This window comes from Citrobacter sp. Res13-Sevr-PEB04-36 (genome assembly GCF_015672735.1).
GTDB lineage: Bacteria > Pseudomonadota > Gammaproteobacteria > Enterobacterales > Enterobacteriaceae > Citrobacter.
In genome coordinates this window covers 1-21,419 of the sequence record NZ_JADABY010000054.1, presented here as the reverse complement: position 1 = coordinate 21,419, position 21,419 = coordinate 1, and the positions used below count along the sequence as shown (strand labels likewise).

The following is a 21,419-nucleotide window of genomic DNA, read 5'->3' as shown; positions in this document are numbered from 1 at the left end:
AATCCCTGAATCTTATCCCCATAATAAGCCAAGTTAGCGAGATGAATGCGAAAAAACGCGGAGAAATTCATGAGTAGTAAAGAACAGAAAACGCCTGAGGGGCAAACCCCGGAAGAAATTATCATGGATCAGCACGAAGAAGTTGAGGCGGTAGAACCAGACGCTTCTGCTGAGCAGGTGGATCCGCGCGATGAAAAAATTGCGAATCTGGAAGCTCAGCTTGCTGAAGCCGAAACGCGCGAGCGTGACAGCCTGTTGCGCATCAAAGCGGAAATGGAGAATCTGCGTCGTCGTACTGAACTGGACGTAGAAAAGGCGCATAAGTTCGCGCTGGAAAAATTCGTTAACGAATTGCTACCGGTGCTGGATAGCCTGGATCGTGCGCTGGAAGTAGCGGACAAAGGCAACGACGCCATGACCGCGATGATCGAAGGTATCGAACTGACTCGTAAGTCGATGCTGGATGTGGTGGCGAAGTTTGGCGTGCAGGTGGTTGCGGATATCGATGTACCGATGGACCCGAATGTGCATCAGGCGATTGCCATGGTTGAGTCTGACGACGTTGCCGCTGGTAACGTACTGATGGTGATGCAGAAAGGTTATACCCTGAACGGACGTACCATCCGCGCGGCGATGGTGTCTGTGGCGAAAGCCAAGGGCTAATCAGCCTTTCGCGCCGGGTAATGCAGATGCGTTACCCGGCGCGATATTATCATCTCTGGTCCGCCACGCTCTCCCGCAGCGGTTTCACCGGCAAGACCTGCACCTGTTTAATCATATTATCCTGCACGTCGAGAATATCGATATCGTACTGACCTATTCGCACCCGCGTACCGGCCACCGGAATCTCTTCCAGCGCTTCAAGAATAATACCGTTTACGGTTCGCGCATCGTCTTCCGGCAGGTGCCAGTTAAAGGCTTTATTGATTTCGCGTACGTTGGCGCTGCCGTCAATAATCACTGAACCATCATTTTGTGGGGTAACTTCCTCGGCAAGCGTCGGTGACATGGAGGTGGTGAAGTCGCCGACAATCTCTTCCAGGATATCTTCGACCGTCACCAGACCCTGAACGTCGCCATATTCGTTGACCACCAGGCCGACCTTCTTTTTATTACGCTGAAATTTGATCAGCTGGGTGCTGAGCGGTGTTCCTTCAGGGACGTAATAGATCTCATCGGCGGCGCGCAGCATGGTCTCTTTGGTGAACTCTTTTTTCTCTGCCATCAGGCGCCAGGCTTCGCGTACGCGCAGCATACTGATGGTATCGTCCAGCGAGTCGCGGTAGAGCACAATGCGGCCGTGCGGGGAGTGCGATAGCTGACGTATGATTGATTTCCAGTCGTCGTTGATATCAATCCCAATGATTTCGTTTCTCGGCACCATGATGTCGTCGACGCTGATTTTTTCCAGATCCAGTACCGACAGCAGCATATCCTGATTACGGCGCGAGATTTGCGAGCGTGATTCATTCACCAGCGTTCGTAGTTCGTCTTTACTCAGTGAACCACTTACCACGATATCTGTTTTGATGCCCATCATGCGCATCAGCAGACGGGTAATGGTGTTCAGCAACCACACCAGCGGCATCATCAGAATTTGGAGTGGCGCCAGTAAGAAACTGCTGGGATAGGCGACTTTTTCGGGATACAGCGCGGCGATGGTTTTTGGCAGTACTTCAGCAAAAACCAGCACCACAAAGGTCAGCACCCCGGTGGCAATCGCTACGCCCGCATCGCCATACAGACGCATCCCGACGATGGTGCCAAGCGCGGAGGCGAGAATGTTTACCAGGTTATTGCCGATAAGTACCAGGCTTATCAGGCGGTCCGGCTTACGGAGTAGTTTTTCAACGCGCTTTGCCTGACGATTACCCTGCTTGGCCCGGTGGCGCAGGCGGTAGCGGTTCAGGGTCATCATTCCGGTTTCGGAACCGGAAAAATAGGCTGAAATAACCACCATGATGAGAAGCGTAACAATGAGCGTGGTGGTGGAGATGTGTTCCACGTAGGGTTCCTTAAAGACTTAACTCACAAGCTGCTGCAGGATGCGACTACCGAAATAGGCCAGCGTCAGAATGCCTGCACCTGCGACGTTAAACCAGACGACACGACGTCCGCGCCAGCCTTCATGGTAATGCCCCCACAGCAGAACGATATAGACAAACCATGCCACGATAGAGAGCACGGCTTTATCAATATTTTCGGTGCTGAACAGGTTGTGCATGTAAAACAGGCCAGTGCACAGGGTTAGCGTCAGCAGAACCACGCCTATCTGCGTGATGTGAAACATTTTGCGTTCAATGCTCATCAGCGGCGGCATTTCATTGTTGAACGCCAGTTTTTTGTTTTTTAGCTGGTAGTCGATCCACGCGAGCTGCAGCGCGTACAGAGCGGCAATGATCAGCGTGGCATAGGACAACAGCGATAGCCCGATGTGGATCATCATGCCTGGGGTGGCTTCAAGGTGGGTAATGTACTCGTTGGGCATAAACGTGGCGCAGGCCAGATTGATTAATGCAAAGGCATACACAATCGGCAGCAGTAGCCAGCCGCGATTGCGCGAGGCCACAATGGTCATTACCGTACAGATCATCAGGCTAACCAGAGAACCAACGTTCAGCAGGCTCAGGTTTTGTCCACTCTCGCCACCGGGCAAAATACGTGCTTCCAGGGCAAAAGCGTGGCACACCAGCGCGATAACCGCAGAAAGTATAGCCATACGCCGCCAGCCGCTGTTTTTTTGCAGCAGGGCGGGAACGATCAGCGCAAGGCTGACGGAATAGGCGACAAGGGCAAACAAAGCAAAAACGGGCATATAGGTGTCGACAGTTGACCAGTGATAAAGAAAAGCAGTATAGCGTTACGTGACCGCTGCTCCAACCGTTGCATAACAACAAAGGCGGCTTCATGTTATACTGCGACAAAATTATGTTGATGTGTCGCGCTAGCGACCGACCGTTTCCACCCCAGGCGAGAGACAATGTTTGATAATTTAACCGATCGTTTGTCGCGCACGCTGCGCAATATCAGTGGCCGTGGACGCCTTACTGAAGACAACGTTAAAGAAACGCTGCGCGAAGTGCGCATGGCGCTGCTAGAAGCTGACGTTGCGCTGCCGGTAGTGCGTGAGTTTATCAATCGCGTAAAAGAGAAAGCGGTTGGTCATGAAGTTAACAAAAGCCTGACCCCAGGTCAGGAGTTCGTCAAAATCGTTCGTAGCGAACTGGTTGCGGCGATGGGCGAAGAAAACCAGACCCTGAATCTGGCCGCTCAGCCACCGGCCGTGGTGCTGATGGCGGGCCTGCAGGGTGCTGGTAAAACGACCAGCGTGGCGAAACTGGGTAAATTCCTGCGTGAGAAGCACAAGAAGAAAGTGCTGGTCGTCTCTGCCGACGTTTATCGCCCGGCGGCGATCAAACAGCTGGAAACGCTGGCTGAGCAGGTTGAAGTCGACTTCTTCCCGTCTGACGTCGGCCAAAAGCCAGTCGATATCGTTAACGCTGCGCTGAAAGAAGCGAAGCTGAAATTCTACGACGTGCTGCTGGTGGATACCGCTGGTCGTCTGCACGTTGACGAAGCGATGATGGACGAAATCAAACAGGTCCACGCGTCTATCAATCCGGTAGAAACGCTGTTTGTTGTCGATGCCATGACCGGTCAGGATGCCGCGAATACCGCGAAAGCCTTTAACGAAGCGCTGCCGTTAACCGGTGTCGTGCTGACGAAAGTCGACGGTGACGCCCGCGGCGGTGCCGCACTCTCTATTCGTCATATCACCGGTAAGCCGATTAAGTTCCTCGGTGTCGGCGAGAAAACCGAAGCGCTGGAGCCGTTCCACCCGGACAGGATTGCTTCGCGTATTCTCGGTATGGGCGACGTGCTGTCGCTGATCGAAGATATCGAAAGCAAGGTTGACCGCGCGCAGGCTGAGAAGCTGGCGAGCAAGCTGAAGAAGGGCGATGGTTTCGACCTGAATGACTTCTTAGAGCAGCTTAATCAGATGAAAAACATGGGCGGCATGGCAAGTCTGATGGGCAAGCTGCCGGGCATGGGTCAGATCCCTGACAACGTGAAATCGCAGATGGATGACAAAGTGCTGGTGCGTATGGAAGCGATCATCAATTCGATGACGATGAAAGAGCGTGCTAAGCCGGAAATCATCAAAGGTTCGCGTAAGCGCCGTATCGCTCAGGGCTGCGGTATGCAGGTGCAAGATGTTAACCGCCTTCTGAAACAGTTCGACGACATGCAACGCATGATGAAGAAAATGAAGAAGGGCGGGATGGCCAAGATGATGCGCAATATGAAGGGCATGATGCCGCCAGGTTTCCCTGGGCGCTAATTTTTCCGGCCTGGCTCACTGGCTATTTCGGCACCGGGGTGTGCTCGCCATCCTCACGTACTGCGTGTACGCTGCGGTGGCTGCGCGCACGCCGGCACCGAACTCGCTGCGCCGCCGACGGCCTTCTACGGCAGAGTTATTAACTGTTGATTGCTTTTTTCTCAGAAATCAGTAAAATTTTCGGGCTTTTAATATGACACCGGGTCCCTTCCCTCGATGGGGCCCGGTGTTTTATTCACACAAGAGGATGTTATGGTTACTATTCGTTTAGCTCGTCACGGCGCTAAAAAGCGTCCGTTCTACCAGGTTGTTGTTACTGACAGCCGTAATGCACGCAACGGTCGCTTCATCGAGCGCGTTGGCTTCTTTAACCCAATCGCTAACGAAAAAGAAGAAGGCACTCGCCTGGATCTGGATCGTATCGCTCACTGGGTTGGCCAGGGCGCGACTATTTCTGATCGCGTAGCTACGCTGATCAAAGCAGCAAACAAAGCAGCTTAATCTGTCACGGTGGTCATGATGAGCAAGCAACTCGCCGCACAGGCACCCAAAGAACCCATAGTTCTGGGGAAAATGGGGTCTCCTTACGGTATCCGTGGTTGGCTCAGAGTGTTTTCTTCCACTGAAGACGCCGAAAGCATTTTTGACTATCAGCCCTGGTTTATCCAGAAGGCGGGTCAGTGGCAGCAAGTACAGCTGGAAAGCTGGAAGCACCACAATCAGGATCTGATCATCAAGCTGAAAGGCGTTGACGATCGGGATGCGGCGAACGTACTGACTAATTGTGAAATTGTCGTAGATTCCTCGCAGTTGCCAGCGCTGGATGATGGCACTTACTACTGGAAAGACCTTATGGGCTGCCAGGTAGTGACCACTGAAGGCTACGAACTCGGTAAAGTCGTCGATATGATGGAAACCGGTTCGAATGACGTGATTGTCATCAAGGCAAACCTGAAAGATGCGTTTGGTATCAAGGAACGTTTAGTACCGTTCCTCGATGGGCAGGTTATCAAGAAAGTCGATCTCGCTACTCGTACTATCGAAGTAGATTGGGATCCTGGTTTTTAAACCACCGGATAAACGGTAAAAGTCGGCGTGATGGGGATTGGCTTGTGTTTATAGGTATCGTTAGCCTGTTTCCAGAAATGTTCCGCGCAATTACCGATTACGGGGTAACTGGCCGGGCAGTAAAAAATGGCCTGCTGAACATCCAGAGCTGGAGTCCTCGTGACTTTGCTCATGACCGGCACCGTACCGTGGACGATCGTCCTTACGGCGGCGGACCGGGGATGTTAATGATGGTGCAACCTTTACGGGATGCCATTCATGCAGCAAAAGACGCGGCAGGTGAAGGCGCGAAGGTGATTTATCTGTCACCTCAGGGACGCAAGCTTGATCAAGCGGGCGTGAGCGAACTGGCAACGAATCAAAAGCTGATTCTGGTGTGCGGTCGCTATGAAGGCGTAGATGAGCGCGTGATTCAAACCGAAATTGATGAAGAATGGTCAATCGGCGATTACGTTCTCAGCGGTGGAGAATTAGCAGCGATGACGCTGATTGATTCCGTCTCTCGGTTTATTCCGGGGGTACTGGGTCATGAAGCATCGGCAACGGAAGATTCCTTTGCCGATGGATTGCTGGACTGCCCGCACTATACCCGACCTGAAGTGTTAGAGCAGATGGAAGTACCGGCAGTTTTGCTGTCGGGGAACCACGCTGAGATACGTCGCTGGCGTTTGAAGCAGTCGCTGGGCCGTACCTGGCTTAGAAGACCTGAACTTCTGGAAAACCTGGCTCTGACTGAAGAGCAAGCAAGGTTGCTGGCGGAGTTCAAAAAGGAACACGCACAACAGCAACATAAACATGATGGGCAGGCGTAAGCCCCCAATATCAGTTTACCCAGGATAAGAGATTAAATTATGAGCAACATTATTAAGCAACTTGAACAAGAACAGATGAAGCAGGACGTACCTTCCTTCCGTCCGGGTGATACCGTGGAAGTGAAAGTATGGGTTGTTGAAGGTTCCAAAAAACGTCTGCAGGCATTCGAGGGCGTGGTTATCGCTATTCGTAACCGCGGTCTGCACTCTGCATTCACTGTTCGTAAAATCTCCAACGGCGAAGGCGTTGAGCGTGTCTTCCAGACTCACTCTCCGGTAGTTGACAGCATTGCTGTTAAACGTCGTGGTGCTGTTCGTAAAGCTAAACTGTACTACCTGCGTGAGCGCACTGGTAAGTCTGCTCGTATCAAAGAGCGTCTTAACTAAGATATCGCTCAGGCGACATCCTGACAGAAGGGGCTGGCCAATAGGCTGGCCCCTTTTTTTATCGCCATAAAACTCACATCATTAACCATTAATTCATAAATCATTTACAATGCCCTGTCGTTATTGGAGGGACAGTGGTTATTGGTGCAATTTCTCGGTTTGGTAATCAGCGCTGCGCGGCTTGGCTCGCGTTGTTTGCGATCCTGCTGATCGTCATCGCGCCGCTTATCTCTGTCTCTTTGCAACACGATCCTATGAATGCTATGCCGGGCATGCATCATGATATGGGCATGATGGTAGAACATGCTGAACAACATGGTGACGACGCCTTGATGACGATGCCTGTCGATCACGGCGAAGCATGTGGCTATTGTGTGCTGCTGGCGCATGTCCCCGGGCTGATACTGACGCTGATTATTCTGCTGTGCGGCATGCTGCTACTACAGAAAAAAACGCCGCTACATCCTACGCTGACGTTCTGGCTTTATTTCCCCTGGCTGTATCCCGATACCCGCGCACCACCGTACCCGTCTGCTTTTTCCTGATCCTAAAAATACGTCTGTACGCGTAAGCGTCATGACGATCTTTGATTTTTTCTAAGGAAAAGTATGACCACCTGCACCTCGCGTGCGGCATGGGTAACCTTGCTGCGACGCCTTCATTTCTCTGTCGGCCTGTTCGTTGGTCCCTTTATTTTTGTCGCGGCGCTGACCGGTACGCTCTACGTTGCCACACCGCAACTGGAAGAGGCGCTTTACTCTCAGGCGCTACAGGGAACCGAACAGGGAGAGCCGCAATTGCTGGCCGCCCAAATTGCGCTCGCGCAGCAGGTCGTCGGCAATCATTTACCAGTGTACGCAGTACGACCTGCTCTTGAGTCAGGAGAGACGACCCGGGTAATGTTTGCAGACTCTGTACTGGCCCCTTCTGAACATCGGGCGATTTTTATCGACCCGGTTGCTCTTACGGTAACAGGCGATATGACCGTTTATGGCACCAGCGGGATCTTACCTCTGCGCCAGTGGATCGACTATGCGCACCGTTCCTTGCTATTGGGGGATATTGGGCGGCTTTATAGCGAACTGGCGGCATCCTGGATGTGGGTAGCGGCGCTGGGCGGCATTGTGCTTTGGTTTTTCACTCGACCCAGGCGTCGTTTGAATAATCAACTGCAAAAAAACCGTCGCCTGCACGTTATGCTGGGCTGGATCCTGCTGGGTGGGATGTTACTTTTTTCCGCAACCGGTTTGACCTGGTCGCAGTGGGCGGGGGGCAATGTAGATAGCATGCGGGCAGCCTTTGGCTGGTTGACGCCGCAGGTGAATACACAACTTGATGGCGTCCAGCAAACTCACGATGAGCATGCCGGACACCACGCTGGCATGATAATGCCATCGGTGGGCGAGATTGACAGCGGGCTTTTTGATGCTGTATTACGCACAGCGCAGGCTGCGGGGATTGATGCCAGAAAGTTGGAGATCCGCCCGGCGAAAGATGCACAGCATGGCTGGACCGTCACTGAAATTGACCGCCGCTGGCCAACCCAGGTTGATGCGGTGTCTGTTGATACAACTATGATGCGGATTATTGACCAGACTCACTTTGCAGATTTCCCACTGATGGCGAAGTTGACGCGTTGGGGCGTCGATTTCCATATGGGGATTTTGTTTGGCATGCTCAATCAGGGGTTGCTCATCGTCTTTGGTACTGCTTTGTGTCTGATGATCGTGCTTGGGTATCGTCTGTGGTGGATACGCCGACCCGCCGGTCCGGCGGTGAATCCGGCACAAACGTTGGTGCAGTGCTGGTTGATGCTCAACGGGAAAGGGCGATTTGCGGTGCTGGCAGTGGCTGGTGTGCTGGGAATGGCGATGCCGGTTGCGGGCGTGAGCTTGCTGCTGTTTATGGTTATTGACTGGCTGCGCTGGTACAAAACTTCGCAGAATCTGTTGGCGCAGTCAGCCGAGTAAGACACTAAGGCGTGCTGATGACGACCGCAACGCGGCGGTTTTCGGCACGACCTTTTGAGGTCTGGTTACTGGCAATCGGGTATTTTTTCCCCAATCCCTGGGTCGTCAGATTGGTACGTGGGATGTTGGCACCCTGAGCCCATGCGTCTGCAACCACGTTGGCTCGTTTGAGCGAAAGGGTTTCGTTGTAGCTGTCTTCGCCGTAGTTATCAGTATGACCATCTAAACGTGCATGGTTTAGACCGGTAGCAGCCAGTTTGGATGCCATTTCCTGGATCTGTTTTTCACTTTCGGGGCGCAGTTTGTAGTCGTTTTTATCAAACAGGATGGTATCAGACAGGCCCAGCGACCAGTCGCCTGATACTTCGGTAAATCCGTATGATTTCATGGCAGCAATTTGCTCGGGAGTAAATTTACCCTGAGGGGCCTGGCAGCCAGCCAGAATCAGTGTTATCAGAATGAGTGGGGATAATAGACGCTTCAACATGTGTGTAATTCCTTATTTTTTAATGATGCGTTCAGAACGCAAATGTTTAGCCTGATACATATTGTGATCGGCAAGTTCTTGTAATTTTTCGGCAGAGGCATATTCCCACGTCAGCGCAAATCCAATACTTAGTGTCATGCTTGCCAGATGACCATTGTGAAGATCAAACGGTCGGTTAAATTCTTGCGACAGCGCTGTACAAATGCGTTGAACTTCGTACTCTGAATGTACGCTGTACAGCACCATGGCAAACTCATCGCCACCGAGTCGGTACGGTTGATGGCGATTGCCACCAAATTCTGCCAGCCTTTTGGCAACTTCAATCAATACCCGGTCGCCTGCTGCATGCCCCCAGGTGTCGTTAATAAATTTAAAATTATCGCCATCAAGGAATAATAATGCGGAGCTGCTGTGGGCGGCCTCATCGTTCATCAGGGCGTTAATACTGCTGCGAAATGCGGCGCGATTGGCAAGCCCGGTCAGAGGATCGTGCAGTGCGGTACGTAATAGCTGGGCATTTTTGGCCTGCAGGCGTAGTTGCCACTCTTCCATCTCATCCAGCAGACTATTAAAGTCCTGGGCAAACAGATGAAACTCTTCAATACGCTCTTCGGACACTCGCCGTGAGAAGTTGCGGTTGGTGCGAACATCGTGCACCACCTCGGTAATATTTTGCAGCGCTTCAACAACGCCGTTGTGTAAATAGCGCGTGAGCATTAATGCAATACCGGAGGCCAGTAAAATGCATCCAGTTAACACGGCCAGCGACAGATAGATGAAATGGCTGATGACGCTATCGCGCGCAATAAGACGCACTTCACCGATGACGTTGCCATTATGCAAAATAGGCTGTGTCACTGGCTGCGGGAACAGCCAGTGGCTAATCAGACCGCTGATCTTGTCGGTTGTGTCCTGGGCGTTATAACGCCAGGTGGCGATCACCTTTTGATTTTTATTACGAACTTCCGCAACGGAGAATTGCCCCTGTTGTCCCAGCGCAGCCAGTGTCTCTGTTGCCGCAATGCTATCAGAAAACACCAATGAGGCTTCAAGTGAGCGGGTCATGGTTGCGGCGGTCAGATCCAGATTTTTTTGCGCATACTGCTTGAGTGCCAGCACGGAAGAAATGCTCAGCAGCAGCCAGATCAGCGTCATGGTGACCAGAACGCTGACGATGCTGATACGCCGTAGTGTCCGTTTGAACGTTGGGCGAGTTATGGGAGAAAGACCCTTATCCATGCTTATTATTCCGTGCAAGCATCAATACGTCTGGACTGACCCTTACACCACTACGTGACAGGGCATCCATATTTACCGAAAACCTCACTTCTTCATTATTTATGATGAGGCAAAAAGCGCTACCAATAACGCATTCGGTATTCTGTTCGGCAATTAATAACAATGCCTTAGTCGGAAATTGACTCTTTAATTCCACCTGAAATGTCGGGGACTCATTGCCAAAATAAAAACCGTCACACTGCGCAACCAAACTGTCTTGTTGTGTATGGACGATGACAGGAAGATAGGGTAACGCTCCGGAACGAGTATCCTGTAGCACACTGGTAAAACGCGATGAAGAGAAAATACACAGTTTGGGTGGACCGGAAAGCGCTGGCCAGCGTGTATAGCTGACGATGCCGGAAACCATTAAGCGTACGGATTTCGCCTCTTCCGTAGCGCTTTGGGCATACAGTGGTAATCCGGACAATAGCAATGCCAGTAGCAGTATGAGTCGGTAAGAAAAGCTCATGAAAAGGTACCTACCAGCGTTAGCTGTAATACGTCGAAATACATTCGCGATTGTTTGCAACAAAATAACATTATTTTATCAGAGCGTCATTATACCTGGATGGGCAATATTACCGATTTAAGTTAAATCTTATTCGCCGATCAATTACAAGCTCTTGTTTAATTTAGCCTTATAGAGGCAGCGCCTTCATTTGAACCTTTTTGCCAGGCATTGTGTAATTGGTCGACATTTTCGACAGTGTCACAACTTGGCGGAAAGGTTTTTCCGGCCAGTCCTCTTGCATAGACAAAATCTTGCTGACAGGTTTTTCTCTGTCCCTCGGTGTAGCCTTTAAGATATTGCCTACGATCGACCTCGGGGTCATTGTAGTTGTCGGCAAGCGTTTCATTATCTTTAACGACATACCCCGAAATAGCATCTTGTATTCCGGCATCGTACCAGTCGGTACCAGTCCAGGTAGGGGCGTGGGTATAGGGATCTATCTGACATCCGCTTATCAATAAGACCAATACAGTGCTGATGAGTCGCTTCATTTGCCGATACTCCCTGGTTTTTTTAAAGCATAGTGGATCTGATACCGGATGTGTGTAAATTTAAATGTACAAAAACAAGGCTTGTATTTGCTGGTAAATAGCTTGGTGTAAATAAAAGTTTACGAAATTTGGATTGAAATCTTTACCTGTTGTGTTATCGTAATTACCTCCTCGATGAGGAATAACTATCGCAAACGAGCTAAACAGGATCGCCATCATGCAAAAAGACGCGCTGAACAACGTACATATTACCGACGAACAGGTTCTGATGACCCCGGAACAACTTAAAACGTCGTTCCCATTGAGCCTGGCGCAAGAGGAGCAAATTGCTCAGTCGCGCAAAACAATTTCTGACATCATCGCCGGTCGCGATCCGCGTTTGCTGGTGGTGTGTGGTCCTTGCTCAATTCATGATCCTGAAGCTGCTCTGGAATATGCTCGTCGATTTAAAACCCTTGCCGCAGAGGTCAGCGATAGCCTCTACCTGGTGATGCGCGTCTATTTTGAAAAACCCCGTACCACCGTCGGCTGGAAAGGGTTAATTAATGATCCTCATATGGATGGCTCTTTTGATGTAGAAGCCGGTCTGAAAATTGCGCGTCAGCTGCTGCTTGAACTGGTGAATATGGGGCTGCCGCTGGCGACAGAAGCATTGGATCCCAACAGTCCACAGTACCTGGGCGATCTGTTTAGCTGGTCCGCGATCGGTGCGCGTACGACTGAATCGCAAACTCACCGTGAAATGGCGTCGGGTCTGTCGATGCCGGTTGGTTTTAAAAACGGCACTGACGGTAGCCTGGCGACAGCGATTAACGCTATGCGTGCGGCGGCCCAGTCGCACCGTTTTGTAGGTATTAACCAGGCCGGGCAGGTGGCACTACTGCAAACGCAGGGTAATCCGGACGGTCACGTGATCTTGCGCGGTGGTAAAGCACCGAACTACAGCCCGGCAGATGTCGCTCAGTGTGAAAAAGAAATGGAGCAGGCGGGACTGCGACCATCACTGATGGTAGATTGCAGTCATGGTAACTCCAACAAAGATTACCGTCGCCAGCCTGCCGTGGCAGAGTCTGCGGTTGCACAAATTAAAGATGGCAACCGTTCAATCATCGGTCTGATGATTGAAAGCAATATTCACGAAGGCAACCAGTCTTCCGAGCAGCCGCGCAGCGCAATGAAATACGGCGTGTCCGTAACTGATGCCTGCATTAGCTGGGAAACGACGGATGCGTTGTTGCGTGAAATTAATAAAGACTTGAACGGCCAGCTGGCGACGCGCCTGGCTTAAGAGGTGGGTTATGGTGGCTGAATTGACCGCATTACGCGATCAAATTGATGAAGTGGATAAGGCGTTGCTGGATTTGCTGGCGCGCCGTCTTGAACTGGTTGCCGAGGTTGGTGAAGTAAAAAGCCGCTTTGGGTTACCGATTTACGTGCCTGAGCGGGAGGCGTCTATGCTGGCTTCTCGCCGTGCAGAGGCGGAATCGCTCGGCGTACCGCCGGATCTGATTGAAGATGTATTACGTCGGGTAATGCGTGAGTCATACTCCAGCGAGAATGACAAAGGATTTAAAACGCTCTGTCCAACGTTACGCCCGGTGGTGATCGTCGGCGGTGGCGGTCAGATGGGACGGCTATTCGAGAAGATGCTTACGCTGTCAGGTTATCAGGTGCGTATTCTTGAACAGCAGGACTGGGATCGCGCCGAGGAGATCGTGGCGGATGCCGGAATGGTGATTGTTAGCGTGCCGATTCACGTTACCGAGCAGGTGATCGCGAAATTACCGCGCTTGCCTGCTGACTGTATCCTGGTCGATCTGGCCTCGGTGAAAAACGGCCCATTACAGGCGATGCTGGCGGCGCACGATGGCCCGGTAGTTGGACTGCATCCGATGTTTGGTCCGGACAGCGGCAGCCTGGCAAAACAGGTGGTGGTCTGGTGCGATGGACGCCAGCCGGAAGCCTATCAATGGTTCCTGGAACAGATTCAGGTCTGGGGCGCGCGGCTGCATCGGATCAGTGCCGTCGAGCACGATCAGAACATGGCGTTTATCCAGGCATTACGCCACTTCGCGACTTTTGCTTACGGTTTGCATTTAGCAGAAGAGAATGTCCAACTTGAACAGTTACTGGCGCTCTCTTCGCCGATATACCGTCTTGAGCTGGCTATGGTCGGACGCCTGTTTGCCCAGGATCCGCAATTGTATGCTGACATCATTATGTCGTCAGAGAGTAATCTTGCGTTGATCAAACGTTATTACCAACGTTTTGGCGAAGCTATTGGTTTGCTGGAGCAGGGCGATAAGCAAGCGTTTATCGACAGCTTCCGTAAGGTTGAGCACTGGTTTGGCGATTATGCCAAACGCTTCCAGAATGAAAGCCGCACATTGTTGCGCCAGGCCAACGATAGCCGTCAGTAGAATCGATACCGGATGGTCGTGCATACGCCATCCGGTATTGTCATATGTTAGCTCGGATCGACCGGCACTACGTTCTCACTTGGGTAACATCCCAATACCTTCATCGAACGCGTAATCTCACCCAACTCCTTCAATGCTTTTTGCATTTCCGGCAATTCCAGGTTTGCCTGGATATCGAGATAAAACATCTCTTCCCACGGATTGCCGTGAATCGGGCGCGATTCCAGCTTAGTCATAATCAGATTATGGTTGCGCAGCACCAGCAGCGCTTCAACCAGCGCACCCGCTTGTTGCCCTGTCGCTATCAACAGCGTAGTTTTCGCCGGAACCTGGTCGGAAACATTGATAGCCTTGCGTGCAAGCACGACAAAACGGGTAATGTTTTGCGTTTGATTCGCTTCAATATGTTCAAGTACCTGCAGACCGTGCAGCACACCACCGGCTTCGCTGCCCAACGCAGCCACGTGCGGCGAGTTCGCCTGGGCGACCTTTTCCATTGCAGCCGAGGTGCTTTCGGTATATTCGATCTTCCAGTGCGGATAACGATTGAGGAATTTGCTGCATTGCTGGAACGGTTGCGGATGGCTATACACCGTTTCGATACTATTCAGGTCCGTAGTTCCGGAAACCAACACGCAGTGGTCGATAATAATGGTCATCTCACCGACGATAGAGAGGCTGGTGTGCTGCAGCAAGTCGTAAACATCGTTGATCGCGCCAGAGCTGGTGTTCTCAATCGGCACGACCGCGTAGTCCGCCTGCCCGGTTTCAACCTGGTTAAAGATATCGGCAAACTTGGCACAGCCACTTTCAATAAATTGCTCAAAATGGCGAGCGGCATATTGACGCGCAGCGAGGTGCGAATACGAGCCTTTTGGCCCCAGAAATGCGACGCGGGCTGAGTGCGGATTGATTTTATTCAGATGCTGCTGCAGGAGCGCCTGTTGGGTGAGTACGGAATCTTCGATGATCAGCTGGAACAGGCGAGTGATGTAGTGGGCGTCGAGGTGATGCACCTTACCCAACTGGATCAGTCGGTCCAGCAGATCGCGCTCGCGGTCAATATCACGCACCGGACGATGAGAAAGTAGTTTTGCTTTGCCGACTTCGACGGCCAGACCACGACGCTCAGCCAGCAAGGCCAGTAATTTTTCATCCAGCGTGCTTATCTTATCGCGCAGCGCCAGTAACGGGTTTTCCGATGTCATAGTGTTGCCTTTTTTATTATCAATAAAAAAGGCCCCCCGTTGTGGGAGGCCTTATTGTTCGTCTTCGCATTCTTTATCACACGACGAAACGCCTCCCATTCAGGGGAAGGTAAAAAAGAATGCGAAGAAGAACGGAACAAGTTTCATGTCAATTTCCTTAGGCTACGTCAGTAAAGTACCCGTACTGTTTTCACTCTGTCAACAAAAAACGCGCCCGGAGGCGCGTTGGCGATACACTCAATGTAAGGGACTACTCTTCTTCTGCTTCGACGAAGTTGGCGTCTTTTACTGAAGTTGTTGCACGACGGGCTTCGCCTTTGTGCTGCACTTTATTGAGCTGCCGTTCCAGCTTGTTGATCAAATCGTTAATAGCGGTGTACATATCTTCGTGTTTAGCGCTGGCAACCAAATGTCCGTTCGGTGTATTGATGGTGGCGTCAGCAGTGAAACCCTGTGGCTCCTTGGACAGAATGATATGTGGATTAATCAGATGAGTTTGCCATTTTTCAAGTTTGGCGAGACGGTCTGCGACATGCTGGCGAATTGCCGGAGTAATTTCCATTTGTTTACTGGTAATGTTCATTGTCATAAATTTTACCTCTTGTCTTTCCCGTCTTGGTGATTCCAGCATACCTTTCCTAATGTCAAAATGTGTGATTTAAATCACATTTTTTTGTCGCTTTTTGTCAAGAGAACCTTTTTGTGAGGCACCGCAGGAACGGGCGATTTTTTACTTGAGGAATACCGGAAAGCAGGCCATATTTGATGGGATGCACCGCAGCTAAACCGCTTCAGTTACGGCGTAAACGGATAAAAAAACGGCAGCCCGAGGGCTGCCGTTTTGCATTCAGTGAGGAATCAGGTATTGCTGCTGTTGGCGGCAATAATTTTCGCCACTTTTTCGGCCTGTGCAGTCATCTGCATCTGGCGATAGGCGTTTTCCATCAGCGGCAGAGCATCACGTGTTCCCTGGGTATCCGGGAAGTCACGCAGCATACCTTCTACGCGGTTCACCACAGCAACCCACGCGCCGCGTGCGGTGTAGTACTCAGCAACGGAGTACTCATATTTTGCCAGGCGATCTTTCAGGAATACCAGACGCTTGGTGGCGTCCGTTGTGTACTGGCTATTCGGGTAGCCACGTACCAGTTTGGAAAAGTCATTAAACGCAGCTCGGGCGTGCTGTGGATCGCGATCGCTGCGATCAACACCAAAGAATCCTTGCAGTGCGCTATCATCCAACGCCATATTGGTCAGGCCACGCATATACATGACATAATCAATGTTAGGGTGTGTCGGGTTCAGACGGATAAAACGATCGATGGCGGCCTGAGCGAGCGGCAGATCGGCATTTTTGTAGTAGGCGTAGATGAGATCTAATTGCACCTGCTGAGAATAAGGTCCAAATGGATAGCGATTATCCAACGCTTCCAATTGCGTTATTGCCTGTTTCCAGTTACCGTCCTGCAGCTTTTGCTGAGCAGTCGCGTAGATTTCATTTGGTGGGTTATCGGGCACCTCTTCCTTTGAACCAGAGCAACCCGCCAAAAACAGGCTCAACGTGGCTGCTGCCACCAGGTATTTCATGCGCGTCATGACGTTTTGACTTTCCTCAAAATGTTTTACGGGAGATTCTCTGTTCCTGCTCCCGGTTAAGACCAGCTACAATAGCACACTATATTAAACGGCAAAGCCGTAAAACCCAACGTTAAACGAAGAAGCAGTTTATGGCACAACGAGTAGAACTCACCGCAACAGTCTCCGAAAATCAGCTCGGTCAACGCTTAGATCAGGCTTTGGCCGAATTGTTCCCTGATTATTCACGTTCTCGCATAAAAGAATGGATCCTCGACCAGCGCGTGCTGGTAAACGGGAATCTTTGCGATAAACCGAAAGAAAAAGTTTTAGGTGGAGAACGTGTCTCCATCAATGCTGAAATTGACGAAGAAATTCGTTTTGAAGCGCAAGATATCCCGCTAGATATCGTTTATGAAGATGACGATATTCTGGTCATCAACAAACCACGTGATTTCGTGGTACACCCGGGCGCTGGTAATCCTGATGGCACGGTTTTGAATGCGTTACTGCATTACTACCCGCCGATTGCGGATGTTCCTCGTGCAGGTATCGTGCACCGTCTTGATAAAGACACCACCGGATTAATGGTGGTAGCAAAAACGGTTCCGGCGCAAACGCGTTTGGTCGAGTCGCTACAGCTGCGTGAAATTACGCGTGAGTACGAAGCCGTAGCGATTGGTCATATGACAGCCGGTGGCACTGTAGAAGAGCCCATCAGCCGCCATCCCACCAAACGTACGCATATGTCTGTGCATCCCATGGGGAAACCTGCGGTGACGCATTACCGCATTATGGAGCACTTCCGTGTACACACGCGCCTTAGGCTGCGTCTGGAAACCGGACGTACGCACCAGATCCGCGTGCACATGGCGCATATTACCCACCCGCTGGTGGGCGACCAGGTCTACGGCGGCCGTCCACGCCCACCGAAAGGCGCATCGGATGAATTTATTTCTACGCTGCGTAAGTTCGACCGCCAGGCACTGCATGCCACCATGCTGCGCCTGTATCACCCAATCTCAGGTATCGAAATGGAATGGCATGCGCCGATCCCGCAAGATATGGTTGATCTGATTGCCGTGATGCGCGCCGATTTCGAAGAGCATAAGGATGATGTGGCCTGGCTATGAGTAAGCTAATTGTCCCGCAGTGGCCGTTGCCGCAAGGCGTCGCGGCCTGTAGTTCTACCCGTATTGGTGGCGTCAGCCAGCCACCGTATGATTCGCTGAATCTGGGAGCCCATTGCGGCGATAACCTGGAACATGTTGAAGAGAACCGCAAACGACTCTTTGCTGCGGGCAATCTGCCTTCAAAACCGATCTGGCTCGAACAGGCACACGGTAAGGACGTCCTGAAACTGACCGGCGAACCTTATTCTTCTAAGCGTGCGGATGCGTCTTACAGCAATACGCCGGGCACCGTGTGTGCGGTGATGACGGCGGACTGTCTGCCGGTATTGTTTTGTAATCGTGCAGGAACGGAAGTCGCGGCGGCTCATGCGGGCTGGCGCGGGTTATGTGCTGGCGTGCTGGAAGAGACCGTTGCATGTTTTGCTGATAAACCCGAAAACATTATTGCCTGGTTAGGCCCGGCGATCGGTCCTCGTGCATTTGAAGTGGGGCCTGAAGTGCGTGACGCGTTTATGGCCAAAGATCCGAAATCGGACGGTGCATTTGCGCCGCGCGGCGAAAAGTATCTGGCGGATATTTATCAGCTCGCTCGCCAGCGCCTGACAAATGCTGGGGTCGCAAACCTCTACGGCGGTGACCACTGTACGTTCAGCGAAAGTGAGACTTTCTTCTCTTATCGTCGCGACAAAACCACCGGTCGTATGGCAAGTTTTATTTGGCTGATATAACCTAAAGAATCAAGACGATCCGGTACGTGTAATTTTCTTTTCACATAATTCAGGTCATTCACCTTGAATAATTGAGGGATGACCTCATTTAATCTCCAGTAGCAATTTTGACCTGTTATGGGAGGAGTTATGCGTCTGGATCGTCTTACTAATAAATTCCAGCTTGCACTCGCCGATGCCCAGTCACTCGCACTGGGGCACGACAACCAGTTTATCGAACCTCTTCATCTAATGAGCGCCCTGCTTAATCAGGAAGGGGGATCGGTCCGTCCTTTGTTAACGTCTGCTGGCATTAATGCCGGGCAGTTACGCACAGCCATTGATCAGGCATTGAGCCGCTTACCGCAGGTAGAAGGCACAGGCGGTGATGTGCAGCCTTCTCAGGAGCTGGTGCGTGTACTGAATCTTTGCGACAAGCTGGCGCAAAAGCGTGGGGACAATTTTATTTCGTCGGAACTGTTCGTTCTGGCGGCGCTTGAGTCGCGCGGTACGCTGACCGATTTATTAAAATCAGCGGGGGCGACGACCGCCAATATCACTCAGGCAATTGAACAGATGCGTGGAGGTGAAAGCGTGAATGACCAGGGGGCTGAAGACCAACGTCAGGCCTTGAAAAAATATACCGTCGATCTGACCGAACGTGCCGAGCAGGGTAAGCTAGACCCGGTTATCGGTCGTGATGAAGAAATTCGCCGCACCATTCAGGTGCTGCAACGCCGTACTAAAAACAACCCGGTATTAATCGGTGAGCCTGGCGTCGGTAAGACGGCCATTGTCGAAGGACTGGCGCAGCGAATTATTAATGGCGAAGTGCCTGAGGGCTTAAAAGGTCGCCGTGTACTGGCGCTGGATATGGGCGCGCTGGTGGCCGGAGCGAAATATCGCGGTGAATTTGAAGAACGCTTAAAAGGTGTGCTGAACGATCTGTCGAAACAGGAAGGTAACGTCATTCTGTTTATCGATGAGCTGCATACTATGGTTGGCGCAGGTAAAGCCGATGGCGCCATGGATGCCGGGAACATGCTGAAACCGGCGCTGGCACGTGGCGAACTGCACTGTGTAGGGGCTACAACGCTTGATGAGTACCGCCAGTACATCGAAAAAGATGCGGCGCTGGAACGTCGTTTCCAGAAAGTGTTTGTGGCTGAACCTTCAGTAGAAGACACCATCGCCATTTTGCGTGGTCTGAAAGAACGTTATGAGCTGCACCACCATGTGCAGATCACTGACCCGGCGATTGTTGCGGCAGCGACGCTGTCTCATCGCTACATTGCTGACCGTCAGTTACCGGATAAAGCCATCGACCTTATCGATGAAGCAGCGTCCAGCATTCGTATGCAGATTGACTCCAAGCCGGAAGAACTGGACCGACTCGATCGCCGTATCATCCAGCTCAAACTGGAACAGCAGGCGTTAATGAAAGAGTCTGACGAGGCGAGTAAAAAACGCCTCGATATGCTTAATGAAGAGTTGGATGACAAAGAGCGTCAGTATTCTGAGCTAGAAGAAGAGTGGAAAGCGGAAAAAGCGTCACTCTCCGGTACACAGACGATTAAGGCTGAGCTGGAGCAGGCGAAAATCGCTATTGAACAGGCACGTCGTGTGGGTGACTTGGCGCGGATGTCCGAACTGCAGTACGGCAAGATCCCTGAGCTGGAAAAACAGCTGGAAGCAGCCACCCAGTCTGAAGGCAAAACCATGCGCCTGTTGCGTAATAAAGTGACGGATGCAGAAATTGCTGAAGTACTGGCTCGCTGGACAGGGATCCCTGTCGCCCGCATGCTGGAAGGCGAGCGTGAAAAACTGCTGCGTATGGAGCAGGATTTGCATAATCGCGTCATTGGTCAGAACGAAGCGGTGGAAGCAGTATCCAACGCGATTCGCCGTAGCCGTGCAGGGCTCTCTGACCCGAATCGCCCAATTGGTTCGTTCTTGTTCCTTGGGCCAACGGGGGTCGGTAAAACCGAGCTGTGTAAAGCGCTGGCTAACTTTATGTTCGACAGCGACGACGCGATGGTACGTATCGATATGTCTGAGTTTATGGAGAAACACTCTGTCTCTCGTCTGGTCGGTGCACCCCCGGGATACGTTGGCTATGAAGAGGGCGGCTACCTGACAGAAGCGGTGCGTCGTCGCCCTTATTCCGTCATCCTGCTGGATGAAGTGGAAAAGGCGCATCCGGATGTGTTCAACATTCTGTTGCAGGTGCTGGATGACGGTCGACTGACTGACGGGCAGGGGAGAACGGTCGACTTCCGTAATACGGTGGTCATCATGACTTCTAACCTGGGTTCCGATCTCATTCAGGAACGTTTTGGTGACCTGGACTACGGACACATGAAAGACATGGTGCTGGGTGTGGTCAGCCAAAACTTCCGTCCGGAATTCATTAACCGTATAGATGAAGTTGTTGTCTTCCATCCGTTGGGTGAACAGCACATTGCCTCTATTGCCCAGATCCAGCTGCAGCGTCTGTACAAACGTCTGGAAGATCGTGGCTATGAAATCCACATCTCTGACGAGGCGCTTAAACTGCTGAGCGCGAATGGGTACGATCCTGTCTACGGCGCGCGTCCATTGAAACGTGCTATCCAGCAACAGATCGAAAACCCGCTGGCCCAGCAAATCCTGTCGGGTGAGCTGGTTCCTGGCAAAACGATTCGTCTGGAAGTGAATGACGATCGCATTGTTGCAGTGCAGTAAGTCACAAAATACAAAAAACGGGCCCCGCAGGGCTCGTTTTTTGTTTAAAAACCAGGCAAAAATAACTTTCCATTACTAGTTTTGATGGGAAAGTAATCGTTTGATAAGTTTTTTGTATTTTCCGCTTGTCAGCCTGAAATAACTCCCTATAATGCGCCTCCACTGACACGGAATAACGGATTACAAACCGCCGGGTCAGCGGGGTTCCAGTGAGAACCTCGCGGAGAAAAGCAAAATAAAAGTTTGACTTCGTAGCGGGATGGCGTAATATGCACACCCCGCGCCGCTGAGAAAAAGCGAAGC

24 protein-coding genes and 1 other annotated feature are annotated in these 21,419 nt (G+C 51.5%); of the genes, 13 read left to right on the top strand and 11 right to left on the bottom strand.

Features of this window, described 5'->3' with window-relative positions; translation table 11 throughout:
* The first annotated feature begins 69 nt into the window (after positions 1-69).
* Positions 70-663 carry a nucleotide exchange factor GrpE gene (gene grpE / locus IMQ48_RS15820; RefSeq protein ID WP_196209806.1) on the top strand — a complete coding sequence of 198 codons (594 nt, stop codon included), beginning with the start codon at positions 70-72 and terminating at the stop codon, positions 661-663.
* 49 nt (positions 664-712) lie between these two features.
* Here the strand turns inward: grpE and IMQ48_RS15815 are convergent, their stop codons facing one another.
* Positions 713-2,005 (bottom strand): HlyC/CorC family transporter, encoded by a 1,293-nt coding sequence (locus IMQ48_RS15815; RefSeq protein WP_196209805.1) that lies wholly within the window; start codon positions 2,003-2,005, stop codon positions 713-715.
* An 18-nt stretch (positions 2,006-2,023) separates the two neighbouring features.
* Complete coding sequence (locus IMQ48_RS15810; RefSeq protein ID WP_196209804.1) at positions 2,024-2,815, bottom strand: inner membrane protein YpjD; 792 nt, start codon at positions 2,813-2,815, stop codon at positions 2,024-2,026.
* A 165-nt stretch (positions 2,816-2,980) separates the two neighbouring features.
* On the opposite strand from IMQ48_RS15810, the gene ffh reads away from it, so the two are divergent.
* The 7 genes from ffh to IMQ48_RS15775 all read left to right on the top strand — a co-directional run bounded on the left by ffh (position 2,981) and on the right by IMQ48_RS15775 (position 8,579).
* Positions 2,981-4,342, top strand: coding sequence for a signal recognition particle protein (gene ffh / locus IMQ48_RS15805; RefSeq protein ID WP_196209803.1), 1,362 nt, complete (start codon positions 2,981-2,983; stop codon positions 4,340-4,342).
* Positions 4,343-4,594: 252 nt separating this feature from the next.
* Positions 4,595-4,843 carry a 30S ribosomal protein S16 gene (rpsP, locus tag IMQ48_RS15800; RefSeq protein WP_135324692.1) on the top strand — a complete coding sequence of 83 codons (249 nt, stop codon included), beginning with the start codon at positions 4,595-4,597 and terminating at the stop codon, positions 4,841-4,843.
* Between the two features lie 18 nt (positions 4,844-4,861).
* Positions 4,862-5,410 carry a ribosome maturation factor RimM gene (gene rimM / locus IMQ48_RS15795; protein ID WP_196209815.1) on the top strand — a complete coding sequence of 183 codons (549 nt, stop codon included), beginning with the start codon at positions 4,862-4,864 and terminating at the stop codon, positions 5,408-5,410.
* 44 nt (positions 5,411-5,454) lie between these two features.
* Positions 5,455-6,222 (top strand): tRNA (guanosine(37)-N1)-methyltransferase TrmD, encoded by a 768-nt coding sequence (trmD, locus tag IMQ48_RS15790; RefSeq protein ID WP_115257737.1) that lies wholly within the window; start codon positions 5,455-5,457, stop codon positions 6,220-6,222.
* 39 nt (positions 6,223-6,261) lie between these two features.
* Entirely contained in the window at positions 6,262-6,609 is a 348-nt protein-coding gene (gene rplS, locus IMQ48_RS15785) for a 50S ribosomal protein L19 (protein ID WP_002914145.1), read from the top strand.
* Positions 6,610-6,743: 134 nt separating this feature from the next.
* Positions 6,744-7,154 carry a DUF2946 domain-containing protein gene (locus IMQ48_RS15780; RefSeq protein WP_370551866.1) on the top strand — a complete coding sequence of 137 codons (411 nt, stop codon included), beginning with the start codon at positions 6,744-6,746 and terminating at the stop codon, positions 7,152-7,154.
* A 63-nt stretch (positions 7,155-7,217) separates the two neighbouring features.
* A complete protein-coding gene (locus IMQ48_RS15775) occupies positions 7,218-8,579 on the top strand; it encodes a PepSY domain-containing protein (RefSeq protein WP_196209802.1) in 1,362 nt (453 codons plus the stop codon).
* A 4-nt stretch (positions 8,580-8,583) separates the two neighbouring features.
* Here IMQ48_RS15775 and IMQ48_RS15770 read toward each other — a convergent pair whose 3' ends face one another.
* The 4 genes from IMQ48_RS15770 to IMQ48_RS15755 form a co-directional block, all read right to left on the bottom strand.
* Complete coding sequence (locus IMQ48_RS15770) at positions 8,584-9,066, bottom strand: OmpA family protein (RefSeq protein WP_196209801.1); 483 nt, start codon at positions 9,064-9,066, stop codon at positions 8,584-8,586.
* A 12-nt stretch (positions 9,067-9,078) separates the two neighbouring features.
* The gene (gene dgcN, locus IMQ48_RS15765; protein WP_196209800.1) at positions 9,079-10,305 is read right to left on the bottom strand and encodes a diguanylate cyclase DgcN; all 1,227 of its coding nucleotides are present in this window, start codon (positions 10,303-10,305) and stop codon (positions 9,079-9,081) included.
* Positions 10,298-10,816 carry a YfiR family protein gene (locus IMQ48_RS15760; RefSeq protein ID WP_196209799.1) on the bottom strand — a complete coding sequence of 173 codons (519 nt, stop codon included), beginning with the start codon at positions 10,814-10,816 and terminating at the stop codon, positions 10,298-10,300. The genes dgcN and IMQ48_RS15760 overlap by 8 nt, the downstream gene beginning before the upstream one ends.
* 158 nt (positions 10,817-10,974) lie before the next feature.
* Entirely contained in the window at positions 10,975-11,349 is a 375-nt protein-coding gene (locus IMQ48_RS15755) for a DUF2799 domain-containing protein (RefSeq protein ID WP_196209798.1), read from the bottom strand.
* 217 nt (positions 11,350-11,566) lie between these two features.
* Here IMQ48_RS15755 and aroF point away from each other — a divergent pair, with 217 nt between their 5' ends.
* Positions 11,567-12,637, top strand: coding sequence for a 3-deoxy-7-phosphoheptulonate synthase AroF (gene aroF / locus IMQ48_RS15750; protein WP_196209797.1), 1,071 nt, complete (start codon positions 11,567-11,569; stop codon positions 12,635-12,637).
* 10 nt (positions 12,638-12,647) lie between these two features.
* Positions 12,648-13,769 (top strand): bifunctional chorismate mutase/prephenate dehydrogenase, encoded by a 1,122-nt coding sequence (gene tyrA / locus IMQ48_RS15745; RefSeq protein WP_196209796.1) that lies wholly within the window; start codon positions 12,648-12,650, stop codon positions 13,767-13,769.
* Positions 13,770-13,816: 47 nt separating this feature from the next.
* On the opposite strand, the gene pheA is transcribed toward tyrA, so the two are convergent.
* From pheA to bamD, 4 genes are all read right to left on the bottom strand, one after another.
* Complete coding sequence (gene pheA, locus IMQ48_RS15740) at positions 13,817-14,977, bottom strand: bifunctional chorismate mutase/prephenate dehydratase (RefSeq protein WP_196209795.1); 1,161 nt, start codon at positions 14,975-14,977, stop codon at positions 13,817-13,819.
* Between the two features lie 22 nt (positions 14,978-14,999).
* Positions 15,000-15,125 (bottom strand) — a sequence feature (Phe leader region).
* Positions 15,077-15,124, bottom strand: a complete 48-nt coding sequence (pheL, locus tag IMQ48_RS15735; protein WP_100250063.1) for a pheA operon leader peptide PheL — start codon at positions 15,122-15,124, stop codon at positions 15,077-15,079. It overlaps the preceding feature by 48 nt.
* Before the next feature lie 102 nt (positions 15,126-15,227).
* The gene (gene raiA / locus IMQ48_RS15730; protein WP_096756105.1) at positions 15,228-15,566 is read right to left on the bottom strand and encodes a ribosome-associated translation inhibitor RaiA; all 339 of its coding nucleotides are present in this window, start codon (positions 15,564-15,566) and stop codon (positions 15,228-15,230) included.
* Positions 15,567-15,835: 269 nt separating this feature from the next.
* Positions 15,836-16,573, bottom strand: coding sequence for an outer membrane protein assembly factor BamD (bamD, locus tag IMQ48_RS15725; RefSeq protein ID WP_196209794.1), 738 nt, complete (start codon positions 16,571-16,573; stop codon positions 15,836-15,838).
* Between the two features lie 131 nt (positions 16,574-16,704).
* Between bamD and rluD the strand changes: the two genes are divergently transcribed.
* The 3 genes from rluD to clpB all read left to right on the top strand — a co-directional run bounded on the left by rluD (position 16,705) and on the right by clpB (position 21,116).
* Positions 16,705-17,685: a 23S rRNA pseudouridine(1911/1915/1917) synthase RluD gene (gene rluD / locus IMQ48_RS15720; RefSeq protein WP_196209793.1), complete on the top strand. Its 981-nt coding sequence runs from the start codon at positions 16,705-16,707 to the stop codon at positions 17,683-17,685.
* Complete coding sequence (yfiH, locus tag IMQ48_RS15715; protein WP_196209792.1) at positions 17,682-18,413, top strand: purine nucleoside phosphorylase YfiH; 732 nt, start codon at positions 17,682-17,684, stop codon at positions 18,411-18,413. The genes rluD and yfiH overlap by 4 nt, the downstream gene beginning before the upstream one ends.
* 129 nt (positions 18,414-18,542) lie before the next feature.
* Positions 18,543-21,116 carry an ATP-dependent chaperone ClpB gene (gene clpB / locus IMQ48_RS15710; RefSeq protein ID WP_096756110.1) on the top strand — a complete coding sequence of 858 codons (2,574 nt, stop codon included), beginning with the start codon at positions 18,543-18,545 and terminating at the stop codon, positions 21,114-21,116.
* 1 nt (position 21,117) lies between these two features.
* On the opposite strand, the gene IMQ48_RS23100 is transcribed toward clpB, so the two are convergent.
* On the bottom strand, positions 21,118-21,419 hold a 302-nt coding region (locus tag IMQ48_RS23100), incomplete at its 5' end, for a hypothetical protein (RefSeq protein WP_230326444.1).

Coding starts and splice junctions, on each gene's coding strand:
- grpE (WP_196209806.1), top strand. CDS start 70: ATGAGTAGTAAAGAACAGAAAACGCCTGAGGGGCAAACCCCGGAAGAA.
- IMQ48_RS15810 (WP_196209804.1), bottom strand. CDS start 2,815: ATGCCCGTTTTTGCTTTGTTTGCCCTTGTCGCCTATTCCGTCAGCCTT.
- ffh (WP_196209803.1), top strand. CDS start 2,981: ATGTTTGATAATTTAACCGATCGTTTGTCGCGCACGCTGCGCAATATC.
- rpsP (WP_135324692.1), top strand. CDS start 4,595: ATGGTTACTATTCGTTTAGCTCGTCACGGCGCTAAAAAGCGTCCGTTC.
- rimM (WP_196209815.1), top strand. CDS start 4,862: ATGAGCAAGCAACTCGCCGCACAGGCACCCAAAGAACCCATAGTTCTG.
- rplS (WP_002914145.1), top strand. CDS start 6,262: ATGAGCAACATTATTAAGCAACTTGAACAAGAACAGATGAAGCAGGAC.
- IMQ48_RS15775 (WP_196209802.1), top strand. CDS start 7,218: ATGACCACCTGCACCTCGCGTGCGGCATGGGTAACCTTGCTGCGACGC.
- IMQ48_RS15770 (WP_196209801.1), bottom strand. CDS start 9,066: ATGTTGAAGCGTCTATTATCCCCACTCATTCTGATAACACTGATTCTG.
- dgcN (WP_196209800.1), bottom strand. CDS start 10,305: ATGGATAAGGGTCTTTCTCCCATAACTCGCCCAACGTTCAAACGGACA.
- IMQ48_RS15760 (WP_196209799.1), bottom strand. CDS start 10,816: ATGAGCTTTTCTTACCGACTCATACTGCTACTGGCATTGCTATTGTCC.
- IMQ48_RS15755 (WP_196209798.1), bottom strand. CDS start 11,349: ATGAAGCGACTCATCAGCACTGTATTGGTCTTATTGATAAGCGGATGT.
- aroF (WP_196209797.1), top strand. CDS start 11,567: ATGCAAAAAGACGCGCTGAACAACGTACATATTACCGACGAACAGGTT.
- tyrA (WP_196209796.1), top strand. CDS start 12,648: ATGGTGGCTGAATTGACCGCATTACGCGATCAAATTGATGAAGTGGAT.
- pheA (WP_196209795.1), bottom strand. CDS start 14,977: ATGACATCGGAAAACCCGTTACTGGCGCTGCGCGATAAGATAAGCACG.
- raiA (WP_096756105.1), bottom strand. CDS start 15,566: ATGACAATGAACATTACCAGTAAACAAATGGAAATTACTCCGGCAATT.
- bamD (WP_196209794.1), bottom strand. CDS start 16,573: ATGACGCGCATGAAATACCTGGTGGCAGCAGCCACGTTGAGCCTGTTT.
- rluD (WP_196209793.1), top strand. CDS start 16,705: ATGGCACAACGAGTAGAACTCACCGCAACAGTCTCCGAAAATCAGCTC.
- yfiH (WP_196209792.1), top strand. CDS start 17,682: ATGAGTAAGCTAATTGTCCCGCAGTGGCCGTTGCCGCAAGGCGTCGCG.
- clpB (WP_096756110.1), top strand. CDS start 18,543: ATGCGTCTGGATCGTCTTACTAATAAATTCCAGCTTGCACTCGCCGAT.